General features: G+C 61.8%; 18 protein-coding genes. 9 read left to right on the forward strand and 9 right to left on the reverse strand.

The features are described 5' to 3' along the window. Nucleotides 1-107 precede the first annotated feature (107 nt). From ACLD1Y_RS25390 to def, 5 genes are all read right to left on the reverse strand, one after another. Nucleotides 108-419 carry a tetratricopeptide repeat protein gene (locus tag ACLD1Y_RS25390; RefSeq protein WP_429480508.1) on the reverse strand — a complete coding sequence of 104 codons (312 nt, stop codon included), beginning with the start codon at nt 417-419 and terminating at the stop codon, nt 108-110. Nucleotides 420-437: 18 nt separating this feature from the next. Further along, nucleotides 438-1,811: a Trk system potassium transporter TrkA gene (gene trkA / locus ACLD1Y_RS25395; protein WP_429480509.1), complete on the reverse strand. Its 1,374-nt coding sequence runs from the start codon at nt 1,809-1,811 to the stop codon at nt 438-440. 21 nt (nt 1,812-1,832) lie between these two features. Next, nucleotides 1,833-3,143 carry a 16S rRNA (cytosine(967)-C(5))-methyltransferase RsmB gene (gene rsmB, locus ACLD1Y_RS25400; RefSeq protein WP_429480510.1) on the reverse strand — a complete coding sequence of 437 codons (1,311 nt, stop codon included), beginning with the start codon at nt 3,141-3,143 and terminating at the stop codon, nt 1,833-1,835. Further along, nucleotides 3,140-4,093 carry a methionyl-tRNA formyltransferase gene (gene fmt, locus ACLD1Y_RS25405; RefSeq protein WP_429480511.1) on the reverse strand — a complete coding sequence of 318 codons (954 nt, stop codon included), beginning with the start codon at nt 4,091-4,093 and terminating at the stop codon, nt 3,140-3,142. Before fmt ends, rsmB begins: the two co-directional genes overlap by 4 nt. 69 nt (nt 4,094-4,162) lie before the next feature. After that, entirely contained in the window at nt 4,163-4,669 is a 507-nt protein-coding gene (def, locus tag ACLD1Y_RS25410) for a peptide deformylase (RefSeq protein WP_105521380.1), read from the reverse strand. Between the two features lie 135 nt (nt 4,670-4,804). Here def and ACLD1Y_RS25415 point away from each other — a divergent pair, with 135 nt between their 5' ends. The 3 genes from ACLD1Y_RS25415 to ACLD1Y_RS25425 all read left to right on the forward strand — a co-directional run bounded on the left by ACLD1Y_RS25415 (nt 4,805) and on the right by ACLD1Y_RS25425 (nt 7,364). Beyond that, nucleotides 4,805-5,581: a peptidoglycan-binding protein gene (locus tag ACLD1Y_RS25415; protein ID WP_429480512.1), complete on the forward strand. Its 777-nt coding sequence runs from the start codon at nt 4,805-4,807 to the stop codon at nt 5,579-5,581. A 63-nt stretch (nt 5,582-5,644) separates the two neighbouring features. Continuing rightward, nucleotides 5,645-6,748 carry a DNA-processing protein DprA gene (dprA, locus tag ACLD1Y_RS25420; protein ID WP_429480513.1) on the forward strand — a complete coding sequence of 368 codons (1,104 nt, stop codon included), beginning with the start codon at nt 5,645-5,647 and terminating at the stop codon, nt 6,746-6,748. A 58-nt stretch (nt 6,749-6,806) separates the two neighbouring features. Continuing rightward, on the forward strand, nt 6,807-7,364 hold the full coding sequence (locus ACLD1Y_RS25425) for an L-threonylcarbamoyladenylate synthase (RefSeq protein WP_429480514.1): 558 nt from the start codon (nt 6,807-6,809) through the stop codon (nt 7,362-7,364). A 120-nt stretch (nt 7,365-7,484) separates the two neighbouring features. On the opposite strand, the gene ACLD1Y_RS25430 is transcribed toward ACLD1Y_RS25425, so the two are convergent. Then, nucleotides 7,485-8,462 carry an NADPH:quinone reductase gene (locus tag ACLD1Y_RS25430; protein WP_429480515.1) on the reverse strand — a complete coding sequence of 326 codons (978 nt, stop codon included), beginning with the start codon at nt 8,460-8,462 and terminating at the stop codon, nt 7,485-7,487. A gap of 160 nt (nt 8,463-8,622) precedes the next feature. Here ACLD1Y_RS25430 and hemF point away from each other — a divergent pair, with 160 nt between their 5' ends. Further along, entirely contained in the window at nt 8,623-9,555 is a 933-nt protein-coding gene (hemF, locus tag ACLD1Y_RS25435) for an oxygen-dependent coproporphyrinogen oxidase (protein WP_429480516.1), read from the forward strand. Next, entirely contained in the window at nt 9,555-10,373 is an 819-nt protein-coding gene (gene aroE, locus ACLD1Y_RS25440; RefSeq protein WP_429480517.1) for a shikimate dehydrogenase, read from the forward strand. The genes hemF and aroE overlap by 1 nt, the downstream gene beginning before the upstream one ends. Before the next feature lie 128 nt (nt 10,374-10,501). Here the strand turns inward: aroE and ACLD1Y_RS25445 are convergent, their stop codons facing one another. From ACLD1Y_RS25445 to betC, 3 genes are all read right to left on the reverse strand, one after another. After that, nucleotides 10,502-12,070 (reverse strand): SulP family inorganic anion transporter, encoded by a 1,569-nt coding sequence (locus ACLD1Y_RS25445; RefSeq protein ID WP_429480518.1) that lies wholly within the window; start codon nt 12,068-12,070, stop codon nt 10,502-10,504. Nucleotides 12,071-12,263: 193 nt separating this feature from the next. Beyond that, the gene (gene choX, locus ACLD1Y_RS25450; RefSeq protein ID WP_429480519.1) at nt 12,264-13,178 is read right to left on the reverse strand and encodes a choline ABC transporter substrate-binding protein; all 915 of its coding nucleotides are present in this window, start codon (nt 13,176-13,178) and stop codon (nt 12,264-12,266) included. Between the two features lie 18 nt (nt 13,179-13,196). Then, entirely contained in the window at nt 13,197-14,711 is a 1,515-nt protein-coding gene (betC, locus tag ACLD1Y_RS25455) for a choline-sulfatase (RefSeq protein ID WP_429480520.1), read from the reverse strand. Between the two features lie 103 nt (nt 14,712-14,814). Here betC and ACLD1Y_RS25460 point away from each other — a divergent pair, with 103 nt between their 5' ends. From ACLD1Y_RS25460 to ACLD1Y_RS25475, 4 genes are all read left to right on the forward strand, one after another. Continuing rightward, nucleotides 14,815-15,765, forward strand: a complete 951-nt coding sequence (locus tag ACLD1Y_RS25460) for a choline sulfate utilization transcriptional regulator (protein WP_429480521.1) — start codon at nt 14,815-14,817, stop codon at nt 15,763-15,765. 31 nt (nt 15,766-15,796) lie between these two features. Further along, nucleotides 15,797-16,126, forward strand: coding sequence for a DOPA 4,5-dioxygenase family protein (locus ACLD1Y_RS25465; RefSeq protein WP_429480522.1), 330 nt, complete (start codon nt 15,797-15,799; stop codon nt 16,124-16,126). Between the two features lie 96 nt (nt 16,127-16,222). Beyond that, complete coding sequence (locus ACLD1Y_RS25470) at nt 16,223-17,182, forward strand: 2-dehydro-3-deoxygalactonokinase (RefSeq protein WP_429480523.1); 960 nt, start codon at nt 16,223-16,225, stop codon at nt 17,180-17,182. A 1-nt stretch (nt 17,183) separates the two neighbouring features. Beyond that, complete coding sequence (locus tag ACLD1Y_RS25475) at nt 17,184-17,804, forward strand: 2-dehydro-3-deoxy-6-phosphogalactonate aldolase (protein ID WP_429480524.1); 621 nt, start codon at nt 17,184-17,186, stop codon at nt 17,802-17,804. Nucleotides 17,805-17,834: the final 30 nt, after the last annotated feature.

Consider the following 17,834-nt stretch of genomic DNA (forward strand, 5'->3'; position numbering starts at 1 on the left):
AAGCTGGCACGGATCGCGTTTTCACTCCTGAAAAATCAGAGTGAGTACAAGTCAAAAGCGGTTTTGGGGACTTCCCCTCAACCATAGAATCTCCCACAGGGATTGCGTCAGGGCTGGCGATCGAGTTTCTTCAGGAACACCGCCATTTCTTTTTCAGCCTGCTTATCGCCATGGGCCTGGGCCGCTTCAATGCCCTTCTCCCACGCCAGACGCGCCGCCGCCACATCACCTGATCCGGCCTGCGCCTTACCCAACAGCTTCCACGCCGCCGAATACTTCGGATCGAACTCCACACATTTCTGCAAATGCTCCGCCGCCTTGGCGTTGTCCTTCAAATCCAGGTAACCCTTGCCCAAGCCAAAGCGCAGCAGCGAGTTATCCACACCCTTGGCGAGCATTTTTTCCAGGGATTCGAGCATGTCGGTCACTCCGTCAAATCAGAAAAAGCTCAAGCCCACGTGGAACAGTTTTTCCACATCGCGGATGTGTTTTTTATCCACAAGAAACAGGATCACATGGTCACCGGTGGCGATCACCGTGTCGTCGTGGGCGATGATCACCTCTTCGTCACGGATGATCGCGCCGATGGTGGTGCCCGGCGGCAAGCCGATATCGCGGATGGCCTTGCCGATGACCTTGCTGGATTTGGCGTCACCGTGGGCAATCGCCTCGATGGCTTCCGCCGCGCCACGGCGCAGGGAGTGCACGCTGACGATGTCGCCACGGCGTACGTGGGCGAGCAAGGTGCCGATGGTGGCCAACTGCGGGCTGATGGCGATATCGATATCGCCGCCCTGGATCAGGTCAACGTAGGCCGGGTTGTTGATGATGGTCATCACCTTCTTCGCCCCCAGCCGCTTGGCCAGCAGCGACGACATAATGTTGGCTTCGTCGTCGTTGGTCAGGGCCAGGAAGATATCGGCGTCGGCGATGTTTTCTTCCATCAGCAAGTCGCGGTCCGAAGCACTGCCTTGCAGTACGACGGTGCTGTCGAGGGTGTCGGACAAATGCCGGCAGCGTGCCGGGTTCATCTCGATGATCTTCACTTGGTAGCGGCTTTCGATGGCCTCGGCCAGGCGCTCACCAATCTGCCCGCCGCCAGCGATCACGATGCGCTTGTAGCTCTCGTCGAGCCGGCGCATTTCACTCATGACTGCGCGAATATTCGCCTTGGCGGCGATGAAAAACACTTCGTCGTCCGCTTCGATCACCGTATCGCCCTGAGGCAGGATCGGCCGGTCACGTCGGAAAATCGCCGCCACGCGGGTTTCCACATTCGGCATGTGTTCACGCAGCTGGCGCAGTTGCTGGCCCACCAATGGCCCGCCGTAGTAAGCCTTCACAGCCACCAGTTGGGCCTTGCCTTCGGCGAAGTCGATCACCTGCAAGGCGCCGGGAATTTCGATCAGGCGCTTGATGTAGTGGGTCACCACCTGTTCCGGGCTGATCAGCACGTCCACCGGAATCGCGTCGTTATCGAACAGGCCGGCGCGGGTCAGGTACGCCGCTTCACGCACGCGGGCGATCTTCGTCGGAGTGTGGAACAGGGTGTGGGCGACCTGGCAGGCGACCATGTTGGTCTCGTCGCTGTTGGTCACTGCCACCAGCATGTCGGCATCGTCGGCACCGGCCTGGCGCAGCACCGTCGGGAACGAGGCGCGGCCTTGCACGGTGCGGATGTCCAGGCGGTCGCCGAGGTCGCGCAGGCGCTCGCTGTCGGTGTCGACCACGGTGATGTCGTTGGCTTCGCTCGCCAAATGTTCGGCCAGTGTGCCGCCAACCTGCCCTGCCCCAAGGATGATGATTTTCATCCGGTCACTCCCTTAAATCATTCAGCCGCGCGCGGCGGCGATCTTGATCAGTTTGGCGTAGTAGAAGCCATCGTGTCCGCCTTCTTGCGCGAGCAGTTGGCGGCCGTGGGGCTGCTTGATGCCGGCGGTCGTGGCCAGGTCCAGCTCCCGCGCGCCGCTGGTGCGGGCCAGGAAGGCTTCGATAACCTCGGTGTTTTCGGTGGGCAAGGTGGAGCAGGTGGCGTAAAGCAAGATGCCGCCGACGTCGAGGGTCGGCCACATCGCGTCGAGCAATTCGCCTTGCAGCGCAGCCAGGGCGGCGATGTCGTCGGGTTGACGGGTGAGCTTGATGTCCGGGTGGCGGCGGATTACGCCGGTAGCGGAGCACGGTGCGTCCAGCAGGATGCGTTGGAACGGTTTGCCGTCCCACCAGGTGGCGGTGTCGCGGCCGTCGGCGGCAATCAGCTCGGCGCTCAGGCCCAGGCGTGCCAGGTTCTCGCGCACGCGCACCAGGCGCTTGGCTTCCAGGTCGACGGCGATCACACCGGCTAAGTCTTTTTCGACCTCCAGGATGTGACAGGTCTTACCGCCAGGGGCGCAGCAGGCATCGAGTACACGTTGGCCGGGAGCGAGGTCCAGCAGGTCGGCGGCCAATTGGGCAGCTTCGTCCTGCACGCTGATCCAGCCTTCGGCAAAGCCCGGCAGGCTGCGCACATCCGTGGCAGCTTCGAGCACAATGCCGTCGACGCTGTACACGCACGGCGTGGCGTTGATGCCGGCAGCGGTGAGCAATTGCAGGTACGCGTCACGGCTGTGATGGCGGCGGTTGACCCGCAGGATCATCGGCGGGTGCGCGTTGTTCGCCGCGCAAATGGCCTCCCATTGCTCAGGCCAGAAGGCTTTCAGGGATTTTTGCAGCCAGCGTGGGTGTGCGGTGCGCACCACCGGGTCATGTTCCAGCTCGGTCAGCAGCGCTTCGCTTTCGCGCTGGGCGCGGCGCAGCACGGCGTTGAGCAGGGCCTTGGCCCAAGGTTTTTTCAGTTTGTCGGCGCAACCTACGGTTTCGCCGATGGCGGCGTGGGCCGGTACGCGGGTGTAGAGCAACTGATAGAGGCCCACCAGCAGCAGCGCCTCGACATCGGCATCGGCGGCTTTGAACGGCTTTTGCAGCAGCTTGGCTGCCAGCGCAGACAAGCGCGGTTGCCAGCGGGCGGTACCGAAGGCCAGGTCCTGGGTGAAGCCGCGATCACGGTCTTCAACCTTGTCCAGCTGGGTGGGCAACGAACTGTTCAGCGAAGCCTTGCCGTTGAGCACGGCAGCGAGCGCCTTGGCGGCGGCCAGACGTGGGTTCATTGCGCGGCCACCCCGAGGATAGTGCCCAGGGCAAATTTCTCACGGCGGCTGTTGAACAAATCGCTGAAGTTCAGCGCCTTGCCGCCAGGCAATTGCAGACGAGTCAGGCACAGTGCCTGTTCACCGCAGGCGACCAACAGGCCGTCTTTGCTGGCGCCGATGATTTCACCGGGAGCGCCGTTGCCTTCGGCCAAGGTCGCGGCCAGCACTTTCAAGGCTTCTCCATTGAGGGTGCTGTGGCAGACCGGCCACGGGTTGAAGGCGCGCACCAGGCGCTCCAGCTCCACGGCTGGGCGGCTCCAGTCGATACGGGCTTCGTCTTTGTTCAGCTTGTGGGCGTAGGTGGCCAGGCTGTCGTCCTGTATTTCACCTTCTAGCGTCCCGGCAGCCAGGCCGGCGATGGCCTGGATCACGGCGGGCGGGCCCAGTTCGGCGAGGCGATCGTGCAGGCTGCCACCGGTGTCTTGGGCGGTGATCGGGGTGGTGACTTTAAGCAGCATGGGGCCGGTGTCCAGGCCCAGTTCCATGCGCATCACGGTCACGCCGCTTTCGCTGTCGCCGGCTTCGACGGCGCGCTGGATCGGCGCCGCACCGCGCCAGCGTGGTAGTAGCGAGGCATGGCTGTTGATGCAACCCAGGCGTGGGATATCCAGCACCGCTTGCGGCAGGATCAAGCCGTAGGCCACCACCACCAACAGGTCCGGCTTCAGCGCGGCCAGTTCGGCCTGGGCTTCGGCATTGCGCAGGGTTGGCGGTTGCAGCACGGGAATATTGTGTTCCAGGGCCAGTTGCTTGACCGGGCTCGGCATCAGTTTTTGCCCGCGACCGGCCGGACGATCCGGCTGGGTGTACACCGCGACGATGTCATAAGGGCTGGCAAGCAGGGCCTTGAGGTGTTCGGCGGCAAATTCAGGAGTGCCGGCAAAAACAATGCGCAGTGGCTCGGTCATGGGAGGTCTCGGTTAAAAGCAGTCACAAAAGAAAAAGGCTTGCCGCAGCAAGCCTTTGGAAGAAGGGCATCAAGCTTGCTGGCGATGCTTTTTTTCCAGCTTCTTCTTGATCCGGTCACGCTTGAGCGTGGACAGGTAATCGACAAACAGCTTGCCGTTGAGGTGGTCGCATTCGTGCTGGATGCACACCGCCAGCAGGCCTTCGGCAATCAGCTCGAACGGCTTGCCGTCGCGGTCCAGGGCCTTGATCTTCACGCGCAACGGGCGCTCGACGTTCTCGTAGAACTCCGGCACCGACAGGCAGCCTTCCTGGTATTCGCCCATCTCGTCGGTCAGCGGTTCGAACTCGGGGTTGATGTACACCATGGGGGCGGTGCGATCTTCCGACAGGTCCATGACCACGACACGCTGATGCACGTTGACCTGGGTGGCGGCGAGGCCAATGCCCGGGGCTTCATACATTGTTTCAAACATGTCATCGACCAACTGACGAACCTTGTCGTCCACTACGGCCACCGGCTTGGCGACAGTGCGCAGGCGCGAGTCGGGAAATTCGAGGATGTTCAAAATAGCCATAAGCGTAATTGCTGCACATGTGAGGTAAAGGCAAATCGGCGTTGGGATGGACCCACACGACCGGTGTGAAACCCCTAAAAGCCGCGAAGGCCCGGGCATTTCACGCGAACGCACATAATAAAGGAGATTCACCCCATGAGGAAATCGCTACTCGTCTTACTGCTGTGGGCCCCGTTTGCCATGGCACTGCTTCCCCCACCCGCCCAGCGCCTGGATCTGCCGACGCAGCAGGCCATCCAGCGGTTCTTACTGCACAATCGCATACTTGATACGCCCCAGGATCTGGACAATGCGCCTTACATCGTCGCCGCTTATGCGGGTCGTGTGCTCGGTGCCAATGGCGAGCGGGTTCATGCCCGGGGCGACCTGGACCCGTCCCAGCCTCATTACGGAATATTCCGACGCGGCAAGGTTTACACCGACCCTCAGACCCAGGAGTTACTGGGTATCAACGCCGACGATATCGGCACCGCCCGCTTCGTCACCGCCGGCGACCTCACCACCCTGGCCGTGCAACGGGTGACGCAGGAGGTACGCCCTGGCGATCACCTGCTCCGTGCCCAGCCCCCGGTTGATCCGGCGACCCTGCCAATCCCACAGGCAAGCCCCCTGATCGAAGGGCACATCATCGATATTCCCAGGGGGGTCACCCAGATCGGCGTGCTGGACGCGGTGACCCTCAACAAAGGCCGGCGCGACGGTTTGCTCGAAGGCCAACTGCTTGCGGTCATCAAGTCCGGCGCCAGCGTAAGAGACCCCCTCACCGGCACTACAACGAAACTTCCCGACGAACACGCCGGTACCCTGCTGGTGTTTCGTACCTACGAAAAACTCAGCTACGGGTTGATCCTCAGCGCCTCGCGACCGCTGGCGGTCATGGACCGTTTCGAGACTGCCCATCAAACGCAATAAATAGCCTGCTAAATAAGTTACCAACAGAGTTATCCACAGCTTGTTCCGGTCAAGGATGATCAGATGTATCCGACAAAAAGCCACGAAATATCCCCGTCAGAACTGGAAGCCCGACTACGCTTGCACAGGCTGCCGGAACTGGGTCCGAAGCGCTTTCGCTTGTTGATCGAAGCGTTCGGCAGCGCCTCAAAGGCCATCAGCGCGCCTGCCAGTGCCTGGCGCTCCCTGGGATTACCCGCCGCAAGCGCCGAAGCCCGGCGCAGCCACGCAATCCGTGACGGTGCCAGTGAGGCGCTGGCTTGGTTGGGCCGCCCGGCCCAGCATTTGCTGATGTGGGACCAACCGGACTACCCCGCACTGCTCGCCCAGATTGACGATGCGCCGCCACTGTTGTTCGTCGCAGGTGACCCTTCGATCCTGGAAAAACCGCAGTTAGCGATGGTCGGCAGCCGCCGCGCCTCGCGCCCCGGCATGGACACCGCCGCCGCATTTTCCCGCAGTTTGGCGAGTGCCGGTTTTGTCATCACAAGTGGCCTGGCGTTGGGAATTGACGGTGCGGCGCACCAGGCCGCATTGGAGGTGGGCGGCCAGACAATTGGCGTACTTGGCACCGGCCTGGAAAACTTTTATCCACAGCGGCATAGGCGGCTTGCGGAGGCGATGATTGCCCAAGGCAGCGCGGTAGTTTCCGAGTTCCCGCTGGACGCCCCACCCCAGGCCGGCAACTTTCCCCGGCGCAACCGGATTATCAGCGGTTTGTCCCTCGGCGTACTGGTGGTGGAGGCCAGCATGGCCAGTGGTTCGTTGATTACCGCTAAGCTTGCGGCCGAGCAAGGGCGCGAGGTGTATGCGATTCCTGGCTCCATCCACCACCCTGGCGCCAAGGGCTGTCATCAACTGATCCGCGAGGGTGCGGTGCTGGTGGAAACCATCGAGCACATCCTGGAAGGTTTGCGCGGTTGGCAGGCGCTGTCCCGCCCGGCGCCCGTGCCGGTCACCCACCCACTGGTGGCGTTGCTGCACGCCGCGCCCCACACCAGCGAAGCCCTGGCAATTGCCAGCGGGCGGCCGTTGTCCCAGGTGCTGGCGGCCCTGACGGAGCTTGAGCTTGAAGGCCTGGTGATCTGCGAAAGCGGGCGCTGGCTCGCGCGCTGCCCGCTTTTGTAACTAGGTTTTGTAACAGAGATCGGTAAACTGCCCAGAGCTATAGTCCGGAGAGTGAGCAATGGTCAACAGGTGGCGTGTGCTGGAAGCCGCACGAGAAATTCGCGCAGGCGCGGTGATTGCCTATCCAACCGAGGCTGTATGGGGTCTGGGTTGCGACCCTTGGAATGAAGAAGCTGTGGACCGACTGCTGGCGATCAAGAACCGCTCAGTGGACAAGGGCCTGATTGTGGTGGCGGACAATATTCGCCAGTTCGACTTTCTGTTTGAAGATTTCCCCCAAGACTGGATCGACCGCATGGCCAGCACCTGGCCTGGGCCGAACACCTGGTTGGTGCCCCATCAAGGCTTGCTGCCGGAGTGGGTCACCGGTGTGCATGACACGGTCGCGCTGCGGGTCAGTGATCATCCGTTGGTACGGGATTTGTGCGCAGAGGTGGGGCCACTGATTTCCACCTCGGCCAACCCTCAAGGCCGCCCGGCTGCGCGTACGCGCATTCGTGTGGAGCAATATTTCCGTGGGCAGGTGGACCTGGTATTGGGTGGCGCCTTGGGCGGGCGCAAGAACCCGAGTTTGATTCGGGATTTGGTGACGGGTGAAGTGGTGCGCCCTTCGTAATGGCTTTGTGGCGAGGGAGCTTGCTCCCGTTGGCCTGCGAAGCAGGCCCATTCATTTAAATAAAGAGCGGGGCCGCTTCGCGGCCCAGCGGGAGCAAGCTCCCTCGCCACAATGGGTTATTCAGGGAAGTAAAATAGTCGACCCCGTCGTCCTGCGCCCCGACAACTCCACCTGCGCCTTCGCCGCATCCGCCAGCGCATACCGCTGGTTGATATCAATGCGCACTTTGCCGCTCTTGATCATCGAAAACAGATCATCCGCCATCGTCTGCAGGTTCTGCGGGTTGTTGGCGTAGGTCGCCAAGGTTGGCCGGGTCACGTACAGCGAGCCCTTGGCTGACAGAATCCCCAGGTTCACGCCATCCACCGCGCCCGACGCGTTACCAAAACTCACCACCAGACCACGCGGCGCAACACTATCGAGCGATGTCAGCCAAGTGTCCTTGCCCACGCCGTCGTACACCACCGGCACTTTTTTGCCGTCGGTTAATTCCAGCACACGCTGTGCGACGTCTTCCTTGCTGTAGTCGATGGTTTCCCAGGCGCCGAGGGATTTGGCCAGGGCGGCTTTTTCTGGCGAGCTGACGGTACCGATCAGCTTCACGCCCAGGGCCTTGGCCCATTGGCAGGCCAGGGAACCCACACCGCCAGCAGCGGCGTGGAACAGGATGGTCTCGCCACCCTTCAACTCGTAGGTCTGGCGCAGCAGGTACTGCACGGTCAGGCCCTTGAGCATGGCGCCGGCGGCTTGTTCGAAGCTGATCTCGTCCGGCAGGTGCACCAGGTTGGCGGCGGGCAGCACATGCAGTTGGCTGTAGGCACCCAGTGGGCCGCTGCCGTAGGCCACGCGGTCGCCGACTTTAAATTGGGTGACTTCGCTGCCGACGGCATCGACCACACCGGCGCCCTCTGCACCCAAGCCCGACGGCAAGGCGGGTGGCGCGTACAAGCCACTGCGGAAATAAGTGTCGATGAAGTTCAGGCCAATGGCCTCGTTACGTACGCGAACCTGTTGTGGGCCAGGCTCCGCTGGCGTGTAGTCCACATACTGCAGCACTTCGGGGCCACCATGGGCACTGAACTGGATACGTTTGGCCATCTGCACTTCTCCTGGGTTCAAATTCGCGTAGCCGCCTATCGAACTCTTAAGCTTGATCTTCGTCAACTGCGGCAGTGCCGGGTGCGGTGGTATCCTGTGCGCCCATTTGCCGCCGACGCCCAATGGCCTCGCGTAGCTTTGCCCGATTCAAGGTGATGCCATGACTACCCGCACCGAGGCTGTAAAGGCCTACCTGCTTGACCTGCAAGACCGCATTTGCAGCGCCCTGGAAACCTTCGAGCCGGACACGCGCTTTATCGAAGATGCCTGGACCCGGCCTGCCGGCGGCGGCGGGCGCACCCGTGTGATCGCAGACGGTGCGGTAATCGAAAAAGGCGGCGTTAACTTTTCCCACGTGTTTGGCAGCGGCCTCCCACCGTCTGCCAGTGCCCATCGCCCTGAGCTGGCCGGCCGCGGTTTTGAAGCGCTGGGTGTGTCGTTGGTGATTCACCCGCACAACCCGCATGTGCCCACTTCCCACGCCAACGTGCGCTTTTTCATCGCCGAAAAAGAAGGTGAAGAGGCCGTGTGGTGGTTCGGTGGTGGCTTCGACCTCACGCCGTACTACGGCAACGAAGACGACTGCATTCACTGGCATCGCGTGGCTGAACAGGCCTGCGCTCCGTTCGGTGCGGATGTGTACGCACGCTACAAGGCCTGGTGCGACACCTACTTCCATATCAAGCACCGCAACGAACCGCGCGGCATCGGCGGCCTGTTCTTCGATGACTTGAATGAGTGGGACTTCGACACCTGCTTCGCGTTCATCCGCGCCATCGGCGACGCCTACATCGACGCCTACCTGCCGATCGTGCAGCGCCGCAAGGCCACCGCCTACACCGAGCAACAGCGCGAATTCCAGGAATTGCGCCGTGGCCGCTACGTGGAATTCAACCTGGTCTACGACCGTGGCACCTTGTTTGGCCTGCAATCGGGCGGGCGTACCGAGTCGATCCTGATGTCGCTGCCCCCGCAAGTGCGCTGGAGCTATGACTGGAAGGCCGAGGCTGGCAGCGAAGAAGCGCGCCTCACCGACTACTTCTTGCAGGACCGCGACTGGCTGGGCGTTGCTGCGCCCAAGGCGGCTGTCTGATGGATCGTTATGTCGTATTCGGCAACCCCATCGGCCACAGCAAGTCGCCGTTGATCCACCGCATGTTTGCCGAGCAGACCGGCGAACAGCTGGACTACAGCACCTTGCTCGCACCGTTGGAGGATTTCACTGGCTGCGCTCGTGAGTTTTTCCTACAGGGGCGTGGCGCCAACGTTACCGTGCCGTTCAAGGAAGATGCCTATCGCTTGGCCAACAGCCTGACTAAACGTGCCGAGCGCGCCGGCGCAGTGAACACCTTGAGCAAACTGGCCGATGGCAACTTACTGGGTGACAACACCGACGGTGCAGGCCTGGTGCGCGATCTCACCGTGAATGCCGGGTTGAGCTTGCAAGGCAAACGTATCCTGTTGCTGGGGGCTGGCGGCGCGGTACGCGGGGCGTTGGAGCCACTGCTGGCCGAGCGGCCCGCCTCGCTGATCATCGCTAACCGCACGGTGGAAAAAGCCGAAATGCTCGCCGAGCTGTTCGACGATTTGGGCCCGGTGTCCGCCAGCGGTTTCGACTGGCTGCGTGAGCCGGTGGACGTGATCATCAACGCCACCTCCGCCAGCCTGTCAGGCGATGTACCGCCGATTGCCAGCAGTTTGATCGAACCGGGCAAGACCTTTTGCTACGACATGATGTACGCCAAGGCGCCCACCGCTTTTTGCCGTTGGGCGACAGAGCACAGCGCAGCGGTGGCGATGGATGGCTTGGGGATGTTGGTGGAGCAGGCGGCGGAAGCGTTCTTCCTGTGGCGCGGGGTGCGCCCGGAGTCGGCGCCGGTGCTTGCCGAGCTGCGCCGGCAATTGGCTTGACGCTCACCTAATGTGGGCACGGTCAATGTGGGAGCGGGCTTGCTCGCGAATGCGGTGGGTCAGTCAACCTTGCATTAACTGACCCACCGCATTCGCGAGCAAGCCCGCTCCCACAGTTTTGACCGCATTCAGTCTTCAAAATGAAGGGGGCAGTTGTCGGCCCCTTCCAGCTTTTTCAGCTCCTCGACAACTTGAGGCCTGGCCCGCCGCAACGTCAAACTCCTCCCCAACCCCCGCAACCTCCGCGCCTCCTGGTGCAACATCTCCACCCCGGAATAGTCGATAAAGTTGATCTGCTGCGCCTCGATCACCACCCGCTCGCCTTGCAGGCTTTGCAGGCGTACTTGCAGATAATGGCTGGCGCCAAAAAAAATCGAGCCGCCCACCCGCAACACATCTTCATCCCCGTCGCGCCATTGCTGCACCCGTGGCTGCGACGTGCGCTTGAGGTAGAAAAACAACGACGCCAGCACCCCCGCATAAATTGCCGTTTGCAGCTCCAGCAACAACGTGGCGATACAGGTCAGCGCCATCACCACAAACTCGGCGCGACTGACGCGGAACAACGCACGGATACCGCGACGATCCACCAGCCCCCAACTGATCAGCAAGATGCTCGCCGCCATGCTTGGGATTGGAATATGAGCGATCAATGCCGCACCAAACAATGCAAACAGCGCCACCCAGAGGGCCGAAAACACTCCGGCCAGTGGCGAGCAGGCCCCCGCCTCATAGCTGAGTCCGGAGCGGGTAAATGAACCGGCCGACAGATACCCGGAGAAAAAACCGCCGACGATATTGGATAAGCCCTGCGCCCTAACCTCCTGGTTGGCATCGAGCAATTGCTGCGATCGGGCCGACAACGAGCGGGCAATCGACAGGCTGGTCACCAGCCCCAACATACCCACCGCGACGGCGCTGGGCAGCAGGCGCAGGATCATGTCCAGGTCCATCGGCAGCGGGCTGAAGGGTGGCAGCTTGCCAATAAACGCGCTCACCAGCGCCACATGCCCGAACATCGCCGGCCACAACCACACCACCACACTGCCCAGCGCGAGGGCAATCAGCAGCGTCGGCCAACGTGGCACCAGGTACTTGAGCAACGCGCCCACCAGCAAGGTGCCCAGGCCCAGGGCGAGTGATGCGTGGTCCCACTTCCCGCCATGGTCCACCAGCACCAGCAAACTCTTGATCGCCGTGGCCTGGCTCGGCAAGTCCAGGCCCAGCAGGTTGGGCAATTGCCCCAGCGCGATCACCACAGCCGCGCCGAGTGTGAAGCCCAGCACCACCGAATGGGACACGAAATTCACCAGCGCGCCAAAGCGCAGCATGCCCAGCAACCACTGGAAAACGCCGGCGAGGAATGTAAGGAGCAGGATCAGCGTGATGTAGTCCTGTGACCCCGGCACGGCCAGTGGGCTGACACTGGCATAGAGCACGATGGAAATTGCCGCCGTAGGGCCGCAGATCAGGTGCCACGACGAGCCCCAGAGACACGCAATCAACACGGGGATGATTGCGGCATACAGCCCGTATTCCGGTGGGAGACCGGCGATCAGGGCGTAGGCAATGGATTGGGGCAACGCCAGAACAGCGCCGCTTAAGCCGACGATGGCATCCCGCCCGACGCTGGCGCGGGTTTGGCGCGGGAGCCAGCGCAGGAAGGGGAAGAGTGTATGGCGGTTGGGCCGGGGCATCAGGGTCTCGGTTTGAAGGTTTGCCGCAGAATATCAGTACATGCAGAACCCTGTGGGAGCGGGCTTGCTGTGGTGAGGGGGCTTGTCCCCCGATGGGTTCACTAAAGACCCAATAGGGCTGCTTCGCAGCCCAGCGTGGGGCAAGCCCGCTCACCACAGCAAGCCCGCTCCCACATTTGGACTGTGTTGGGCCTTAGAGTTTGGCTTTTACCGCGGGCAACGCATCCTTGCCATCCACCGTCTTCACACCCTCAAGCCACTTATCCAACACCGCCGGATTGGCCTTGATCCACGCCTTCGCCGCATCCGCATTGCTGACCTTGTTGTTGGCCACCTCGGCCATGATGCTGTTCTCCATTTCCTGGGTAAAACTCAGGTTGGTCAGCAGTTTTCCGACATTCGGGCAGGCTTGTGCGTAACCCTTGCGGGTCAAGGTATACACGCTGCCGGTGTCACCAAAATATTTCTCGCCGCCCTTGAGGTAGTGCATTTTCAGCTGCACGTTCATCGGGTGCGGGGTCCAGCCGAGGAAGGTCACGAACTTCTGCTTTTTAACGGCCCGCGACACTTCGGCGAGCATCGCCTGTTCGCTGGACTCGATCAGCTTCCACTGGCCGAGGTCGAAGTCATTCTTCTTGATGATCTCCTGCAACGAGATATTCGCCGGTGCGCCCGAGCCGATGCCGTAGATCTTCTTGTCGAACTTGTCGGCGAATTTGTTCAGGTCGGCAAAATCATGCACCCCGGCGTCCCACACGTAGTCCGGCACGGCGAGGGTGAACTCGGTGCCGTCGAGGTTCTTGGCCAGTTGCACCACGTCGCCATTGGCGACGAACTTGTCATAGAAACCCTGCTGCGCCGGCATCCAGTTGCCCAGGAACACGTCCACCTGGCCGTCCTTGAGGCCGCCAAAGGTGATCGGCACCGCCAGGGTATCGACCTTGGCCTTGTAGCCCATGCCCGTCAGCAAGAAACCGGTGATGGCATTGGTGGCGGCAATATCGCTCCAGCCGGGATCGGCCATTTTCACCGTGTCACAGCTGGTATCCGCATACACATTGGCGCTGCTCAACGCCAAGATGCCCAGCACTACAGTCAACTTTTGCATGGCCTTCCCTCTGTCTATTTATTGGTTTTGGCAGGGTTGTGGATAACGTGCCTTGCGCTCCAGGTCGTCGAGGTCGATATGGTTGCGCATGTATTGCTGACTGGCGTCCACCAGGGGCTGGTGATCCCAGCTCTTCAGCTTGCCTTGGGTCAATGCTTCAAACACCAGGCGACGGCGGCGTTGGCTGGCGAGCACCTGCTGGTGGATCGCTGGGATGTCCCATTTGGCCCGCGCCTCACTCAAAAACGCCTCGAACAGTGGCCGGTGTTCCGGTGACTGGCTGAGGTTTTCCCGCTCGTGCGGGTCGTTGTGCACATCGAACAGTAGACACGGGTCGTCTTCGCTGTAGATGAATTTGTAGGCGCCCCGGCGAATCATCATCAGCGGGCTGATGGTGCCTTCGGCCATGTATTCGCCAAACACTTCGTCATGCCCGCCTTGCCCGTGCAAGTGCGGGACCAGCGAGCGACCGTCCAACGGCAGGCGCGGGTCCAGTTCGCCGCCGGCCAGTTCCACCAGGGTGGGCAGCAGGTCGGCGGTGGATACGGCTTTAGACACACGCCCCGGCGCAAATCGCCCCGGTGCACTGACCAGCAGCGGCACGCGGGCGGCCATTTCAAACCAGTGCATTTTGTACCAGAGGCCGCGCTCGCCAAGCATGTCGCCGTGGTCGCCGGAGAACACGATGATCGTATCCTCAGCCAGGCCGGTGTCTTCCAGGGTTTGCAGCAGCTTGCCGACATTACTGTCGATGTAGCTACATGCGCCGAAGTAGGCACGGCGCGCATCGCGGATCTTATTCACGGGCAGCGGCTTGTTCCACAAGTCGTAGACCTTGAGCAGGCGCTGGGAATGCGGGTCGAGATCGCCTTGCGCTGGGGTTGTAGGCAAGGGGATGTCGGCGTCGTCGTACAAATCCCAGAACGGCTTGGGAATGGTGTACGGGTCGTGGGGATGGGTCATCGACACGGTCAGGCAGAACGGCTGGTCACCGTCTTCGCGGATATGGTCGAACAGGTACTGCTGGGCCTTGAACACCACCTCTTCATCAAAATCCAGCTGGTTGGTGCGTACACACGGGCCGGCTTGCAGCACCGAGGACATGTTGTGGAACCAGCTGGGGCGTACGTCCGGTTCGTCCCAGTTCACCGCCCAGCCGTAGTCGGCGGGGTAGATGTCGCTGGTCAGGCGCTCTTCATAACCGTGCAGTTGGTCGGGCCCGCAAAAGTGCATCTTGCCCGACAGTGCGGTGCGGTAGCCGAGGCGGCGTAGGTAGTGGGCATAAGTCGGTACATCGGCGGGGAAATCGGCGGCGTTGTCGTAGGCGCCGATCTTGCTCGGCAACTGGCCACTGACCAGGGTGAAGCGTGATGGCGCGCACAATGGGCTGTTGCAGTAGGCAGCATCGAACACCACGCCCTGTGCGGCGAGGCGGCTGAGATTGGGCAACTTGATGGGCGAAGATCCGTAGAACGGAAGCAGCGGCGCGGCCATTTGATCGGCCATGATGAAAAGAATGTTCTTGCGCTTCATGAGTCTTCGGCATTCCATAGGCGGTGTTTATGCCAATGAGCATGCGGCCCATGGAAAATGGGGTAAAGCCCATGAAAAGCAATGTCTAGGATAAGTACAACTTATGTATGAAGCCCTCGGTGACCTGTCCCTCGACCTGCTGCGCGCCTTTGAGGCGGCGGCACGCCATCGCAGCTTTACCGCTGCCGCCATGGAGTTGGGCACTACTCAGCCGGCCATCAGCCAGCAGATCAAACGGCTGGAGGAACAACTGGCGATCCGCCTGTTTGACCGCATCTACCGGGGCATCGAACTGACCGACGCGGGCGCCCTGCTGTTCGAGCATGTGCAAGGCGGCTTGCAGGGCATCAACCACGGCCTGAGCCTGATCACCCAGCAGGACCAGCACGAAGTGCTGCAAGTGGCCACCGACTTCGCCTTCGCCGCCTATTGGCTGATGCCGCGCTTGCATCGCTTCCACCAGGCCAACCCCCAAGTGGATGTGAGCCTGGTGACCAGCGAGCGCAACCACGCCACCCTACGCAGTGATATCGACGTGGCGGTGCTGTTTGGTGACGGTCGTTTCAAGCAGGGCGACAGCCTGTGGTTGTTCAACGAAGAAGTGTTCCCGGTGTGCAGCCCGCAATGGCTAAAAGAGCAGGCCACACCGCTGACTGTGCAAAATTTGCACGATTTCCCGCTGCTGCACCTGCGCCAGGAAAACAACAGCCAGTGGTTTGACTGGAGCGGTGTGTTCCGCGAACTGGGCATCAGCGCCGCGCCCACGCCCGGCCAACTGCGCTTCGACAACTACACCCTGCTGATCCAAGCCGCGATTGCCGGCCAGGGCGTGGCCATCGGTTGGCGCCACCTGGTGGATAACCTGTTGGAACAGAACTGGCTGTGCCGACCGGTCAGCGACACGGTGGTCTCACGTTTCGGCTACTACGTGGTACAGCCACAGCGCAAACGCCGGGGGCAGTTGGTGGAGCGTTTTGTCGACTGGTTGGTGGCTGAACAGGCCAGCAGTGCGCAGTCGTTGACCGGGCTGGCCCTGCCGTCGATTGCGGTCTAGGATTTGGCGCATCTTGGATCCGGAGTCCGTTATGCAACGTATCAAGGGCTATCACGCTCATATCTATTTCGACGCCAGCACCATCGACCAGGCGCGCACCCTGTGCGAAGACGCCGCCAAACTCTTCCCCTTGCGCATGGGCCGCGTCCACGAAAAACCCGTAGGCCCGCACCCTGACTGGAGCTGCCAATTGGCGTTTGACGCCGAATACATCGGCGTCGTGCTGCCGTGGCTGGTGATCCACCGTGACGGGCTGGTGGTGTTCCTGCACCCCAATACCGGTGATGACCTGAAGGATCACACCGACTACGCGATCTGGATGGGCGCCATGCGTGAACTGAACCTGTCAGTCTTTTCTTAAGTTTAATCCCTAAATATGGGATTGATATTTATATATTGAGACTTTCTCGCCGGTAGGTTTATATTCGCCGCATCCGCTCAGAACTCAGGTGAAGCGATGCAGGCGCAATTGATCGCGCTCGATTGGGGGACCAGCTCCCTTCGTGCTTACAAAATCGGCCCCGCCGGCGTGGTGCTGGAACAACGCTCGCTGCCGTCGGGCATCATGCATCTGCCCACTGCGCCCCGGGACATCGCCGGTGTGCGTTGCAGCGACGGCTTCGAGTTGGCCTTCGACGCAGCCTGTGGCGATTGGCTCGATGCCCAACCCGACTTGCCCGTGATCGCCTGCGGCATGGTCGGCAGCGCCCAGGGCTGGAGTGAAGCGGCCTATCGCAATACGCCTGTGGATGTCGCCAGCCTCGGCCAGGCCCTGCACCGCGTGCGCAGCCTGCGCGGCGTGGACGTGCATATCGTGCCCGGCGTGATTGAGCTGGCCGGTTTGCCCAATGTGATGCGCGGCGAAGAAACCCAGGTGCTGGGCGTGCTGCAAGGGCTCGGCGCGCAGGTGTTGATCGGCTTGCCGGGCAGCCATTCCAAGTGGGTCGAGGTGGTGGATGGCTGCATCACGCACTTCGACACCTTTATGACCGGTGAAGTGTTCGCGGTGCTGAGCAAGCACAGCATCCTGGGGCGCACCCAACAAACATCCGAACACTTTCAGGCCGAAGCCTTTGACCGCGGCGTGCGCGTGGCGCTGTCGCAAGACGGTCAGCGTGGTGTTCTGTCCACGTTGTTCAGCGCCCGCACCCTGGGGCTCACCGCCGAACTTTCCCCCGAGCAGCAGCCCGACTACCTGTCCGGCCTGCTGATTGGTCATGAACTGTCCGGTCTGCCGGACCGTGCCAAACAGCAGCCGATCATCCTGGTCGGCGCCGCCCCGCTCTGCACCCGCTATCAACGCGCCCTTACCCTTTGCGGCTTTGCCCAGGTCAGCCTGGCGCAGGAAGCCAGCGAGCGCGGCCTATGGCTGTTGGCCGTGGCGGCGGGGCTCATTCAACCTGTATTGGAGGCCTGACATGCTCAAGCAAGCACTCGCACAAAACGGTCTGATCGCCATCCTGCGCGGCATTCGCCCGGATGAAGCCCAGGCTGTTGGCCAGGTGCTGTACCAGGCGGGGTTTCGTGTCATCGAAGTGCCGCTGAATTCGCCGGACCCTTACACCAGCATCCGCACCCTGCGTGACAGCCTGCCCGCCGATTGCCTGATCGGTGCAGGCACAGTGTTGACGCCGGAACACGTCGAGCAGGTGAAAGCGGCCGGCGGCCAAGTGATCGTCATGCCCCACAGCGATGCCAAGGTGCTGCGTGCGGCGAAAGCCGCCGGGCTGTTCCTGTCGCCGGGTGTGGCAACGCCCACCGAAGCCTTCGCCGCCCTGGCCGAAGGCGCCGATGTGTTGAAGCTATTTCCCGCCGAGCAAATGGGCCCGGCGGTGATCAAGGCGTGGCTGGCGGTATTGCCGGCGGGCACCTTGTTGCTGCCGGTAGGCGGCATTACCCCGGACAACATGCAGGTGTTTATCGACGCCGGCGCCAAAGGGTTCGGGCTGGGTTCCGGGTTGTTCAAACCGGGTATGACAGTGGATCAGGTAGCGAGCCGCGCCCAGGCTTATGTCGCCGCCTGGAAAGCCCTGAGCTGATATCAAGTTCCGCGCCCACAGGCGCCGCAT

Source organism: Pseudomonas sp. 18175, assembly GCF_050432925.1.
GTDB lineage: Bacteria > Pseudomonadota > Gammaproteobacteria > Pseudomonadales > Pseudomonadaceae > Aquipseudomonas.

What these genes read in the sequence shown, in the direction of transcription:
- ACLD1Y_RS25445 (WP_429480518.1), bottom strand. Translation starts at nt 12,070, where the DNA reads ATGCCCCGGCCCAACCGCCATACACTCTTCCCCTTCCTGCGCTGGCTC.
- hemF (WP_429480516.1), top strand. Translation starts at nt 8,623, where the DNA reads ATGACTACCCGCACCGAGGCTGTAAAGGCCTACCTGCTTGACCTGCAA.
- ACLD1Y_RS25390 (WP_429480508.1), bottom strand. Translation starts at nt 419, where the DNA reads ATGCTCGAATCCCTGGAAAAAATGCTCGCCAAGGGTGTGGATAACTCG.
- ACLD1Y_RS25425 (WP_429480514.1), top strand. Translation starts at nt 6,807, where the DNA reads ATGGTCAACAGGTGGCGTGTGCTGGAAGCCGCACGAGAAATTCGCGCA.
- betC (WP_429480520.1), bottom strand. Translation starts at nt 14,711, where the DNA reads ATGAAGCGCAAGAACATTCTTTTCATCATGGCCGATCAAATGGCCGCG.
- def (WP_105521380.1), bottom strand. Translation starts at nt 4,669, where the DNA reads ATGGCTATTTTGAACATCCTCGAATTTCCCGACTCGCGCCTGCGCACT.
- ACLD1Y_RS25430 (WP_429480515.1), bottom strand. Translation starts at nt 8,462, where the DNA reads ATGGCCAAACGTATCCAGTTCAGTGCCCATGGTGGCCCCGAAGTGCTG.
- ACLD1Y_RS25470 (WP_429480523.1), top strand. Translation starts at nt 16,223, where the DNA reads ATGCAGGCGCAATTGATCGCGCTCGATTGGGGGACCAGCTCCCTTCGT.
- ACLD1Y_RS25475 (WP_429480524.1), top strand. Translation starts at nt 17,184, where the DNA reads ATGCTCAAGCAAGCACTCGCACAAAACGGTCTGATCGCCATCCTGCGC.
- ACLD1Y_RS25415 (WP_429480512.1), top strand. Translation starts at nt 4,805, where the DNA reads ATGAGGAAATCGCTACTCGTCTTACTGCTGTGGGCCCCGTTTGCCATG.
- trkA (WP_429480509.1), bottom strand. Translation starts at nt 1,811, where the DNA reads ATGAAAATCATCATCCTTGGGGCAGGGCAGGTTGGCGGCACACTGGCC.
- aroE (WP_429480517.1), top strand. Translation starts at nt 9,555, where the DNA reads ATGGATCGTTATGTCGTATTCGGCAACCCCATCGGCCACAGCAAGTCG.
- rsmB (WP_429480510.1), bottom strand. Translation starts at nt 3,143, where the DNA reads ATGAACCCACGTCTGGCCGCCGCCAAGGCGCTCGCTGCCGTGCTCAAC.
- fmt (WP_429480511.1), bottom strand. Translation starts at nt 4,093, where the DNA reads ATGACCGAGCCACTGCGCATTGTTTTTGCCGGCACTCCTGAATTTGCC.
- choX (WP_429480519.1), bottom strand. Translation starts at nt 13,178, where the DNA reads ATGCAAAAGTTGACTGTAGTGCTGGGCATCTTGGCGTTGAGCAGCGCC.
- ACLD1Y_RS25460 (WP_429480521.1), top strand. Translation starts at nt 14,815, where the DNA reads ATGTATGAAGCCCTCGGTGACCTGTCCCTCGACCTGCTGCGCGCCTTT.
- ACLD1Y_RS25465 (WP_429480522.1), top strand. Translation starts at nt 15,797, where the DNA reads ATGCAACGTATCAAGGGCTATCACGCTCATATCTATTTCGACGCCAGC.
- dprA (WP_429480513.1), top strand. Translation starts at nt 5,645, where the DNA reads ATGTATCCGACAAAAAGCCACGAAATATCCCCGTCAGAACTGGAAGCC.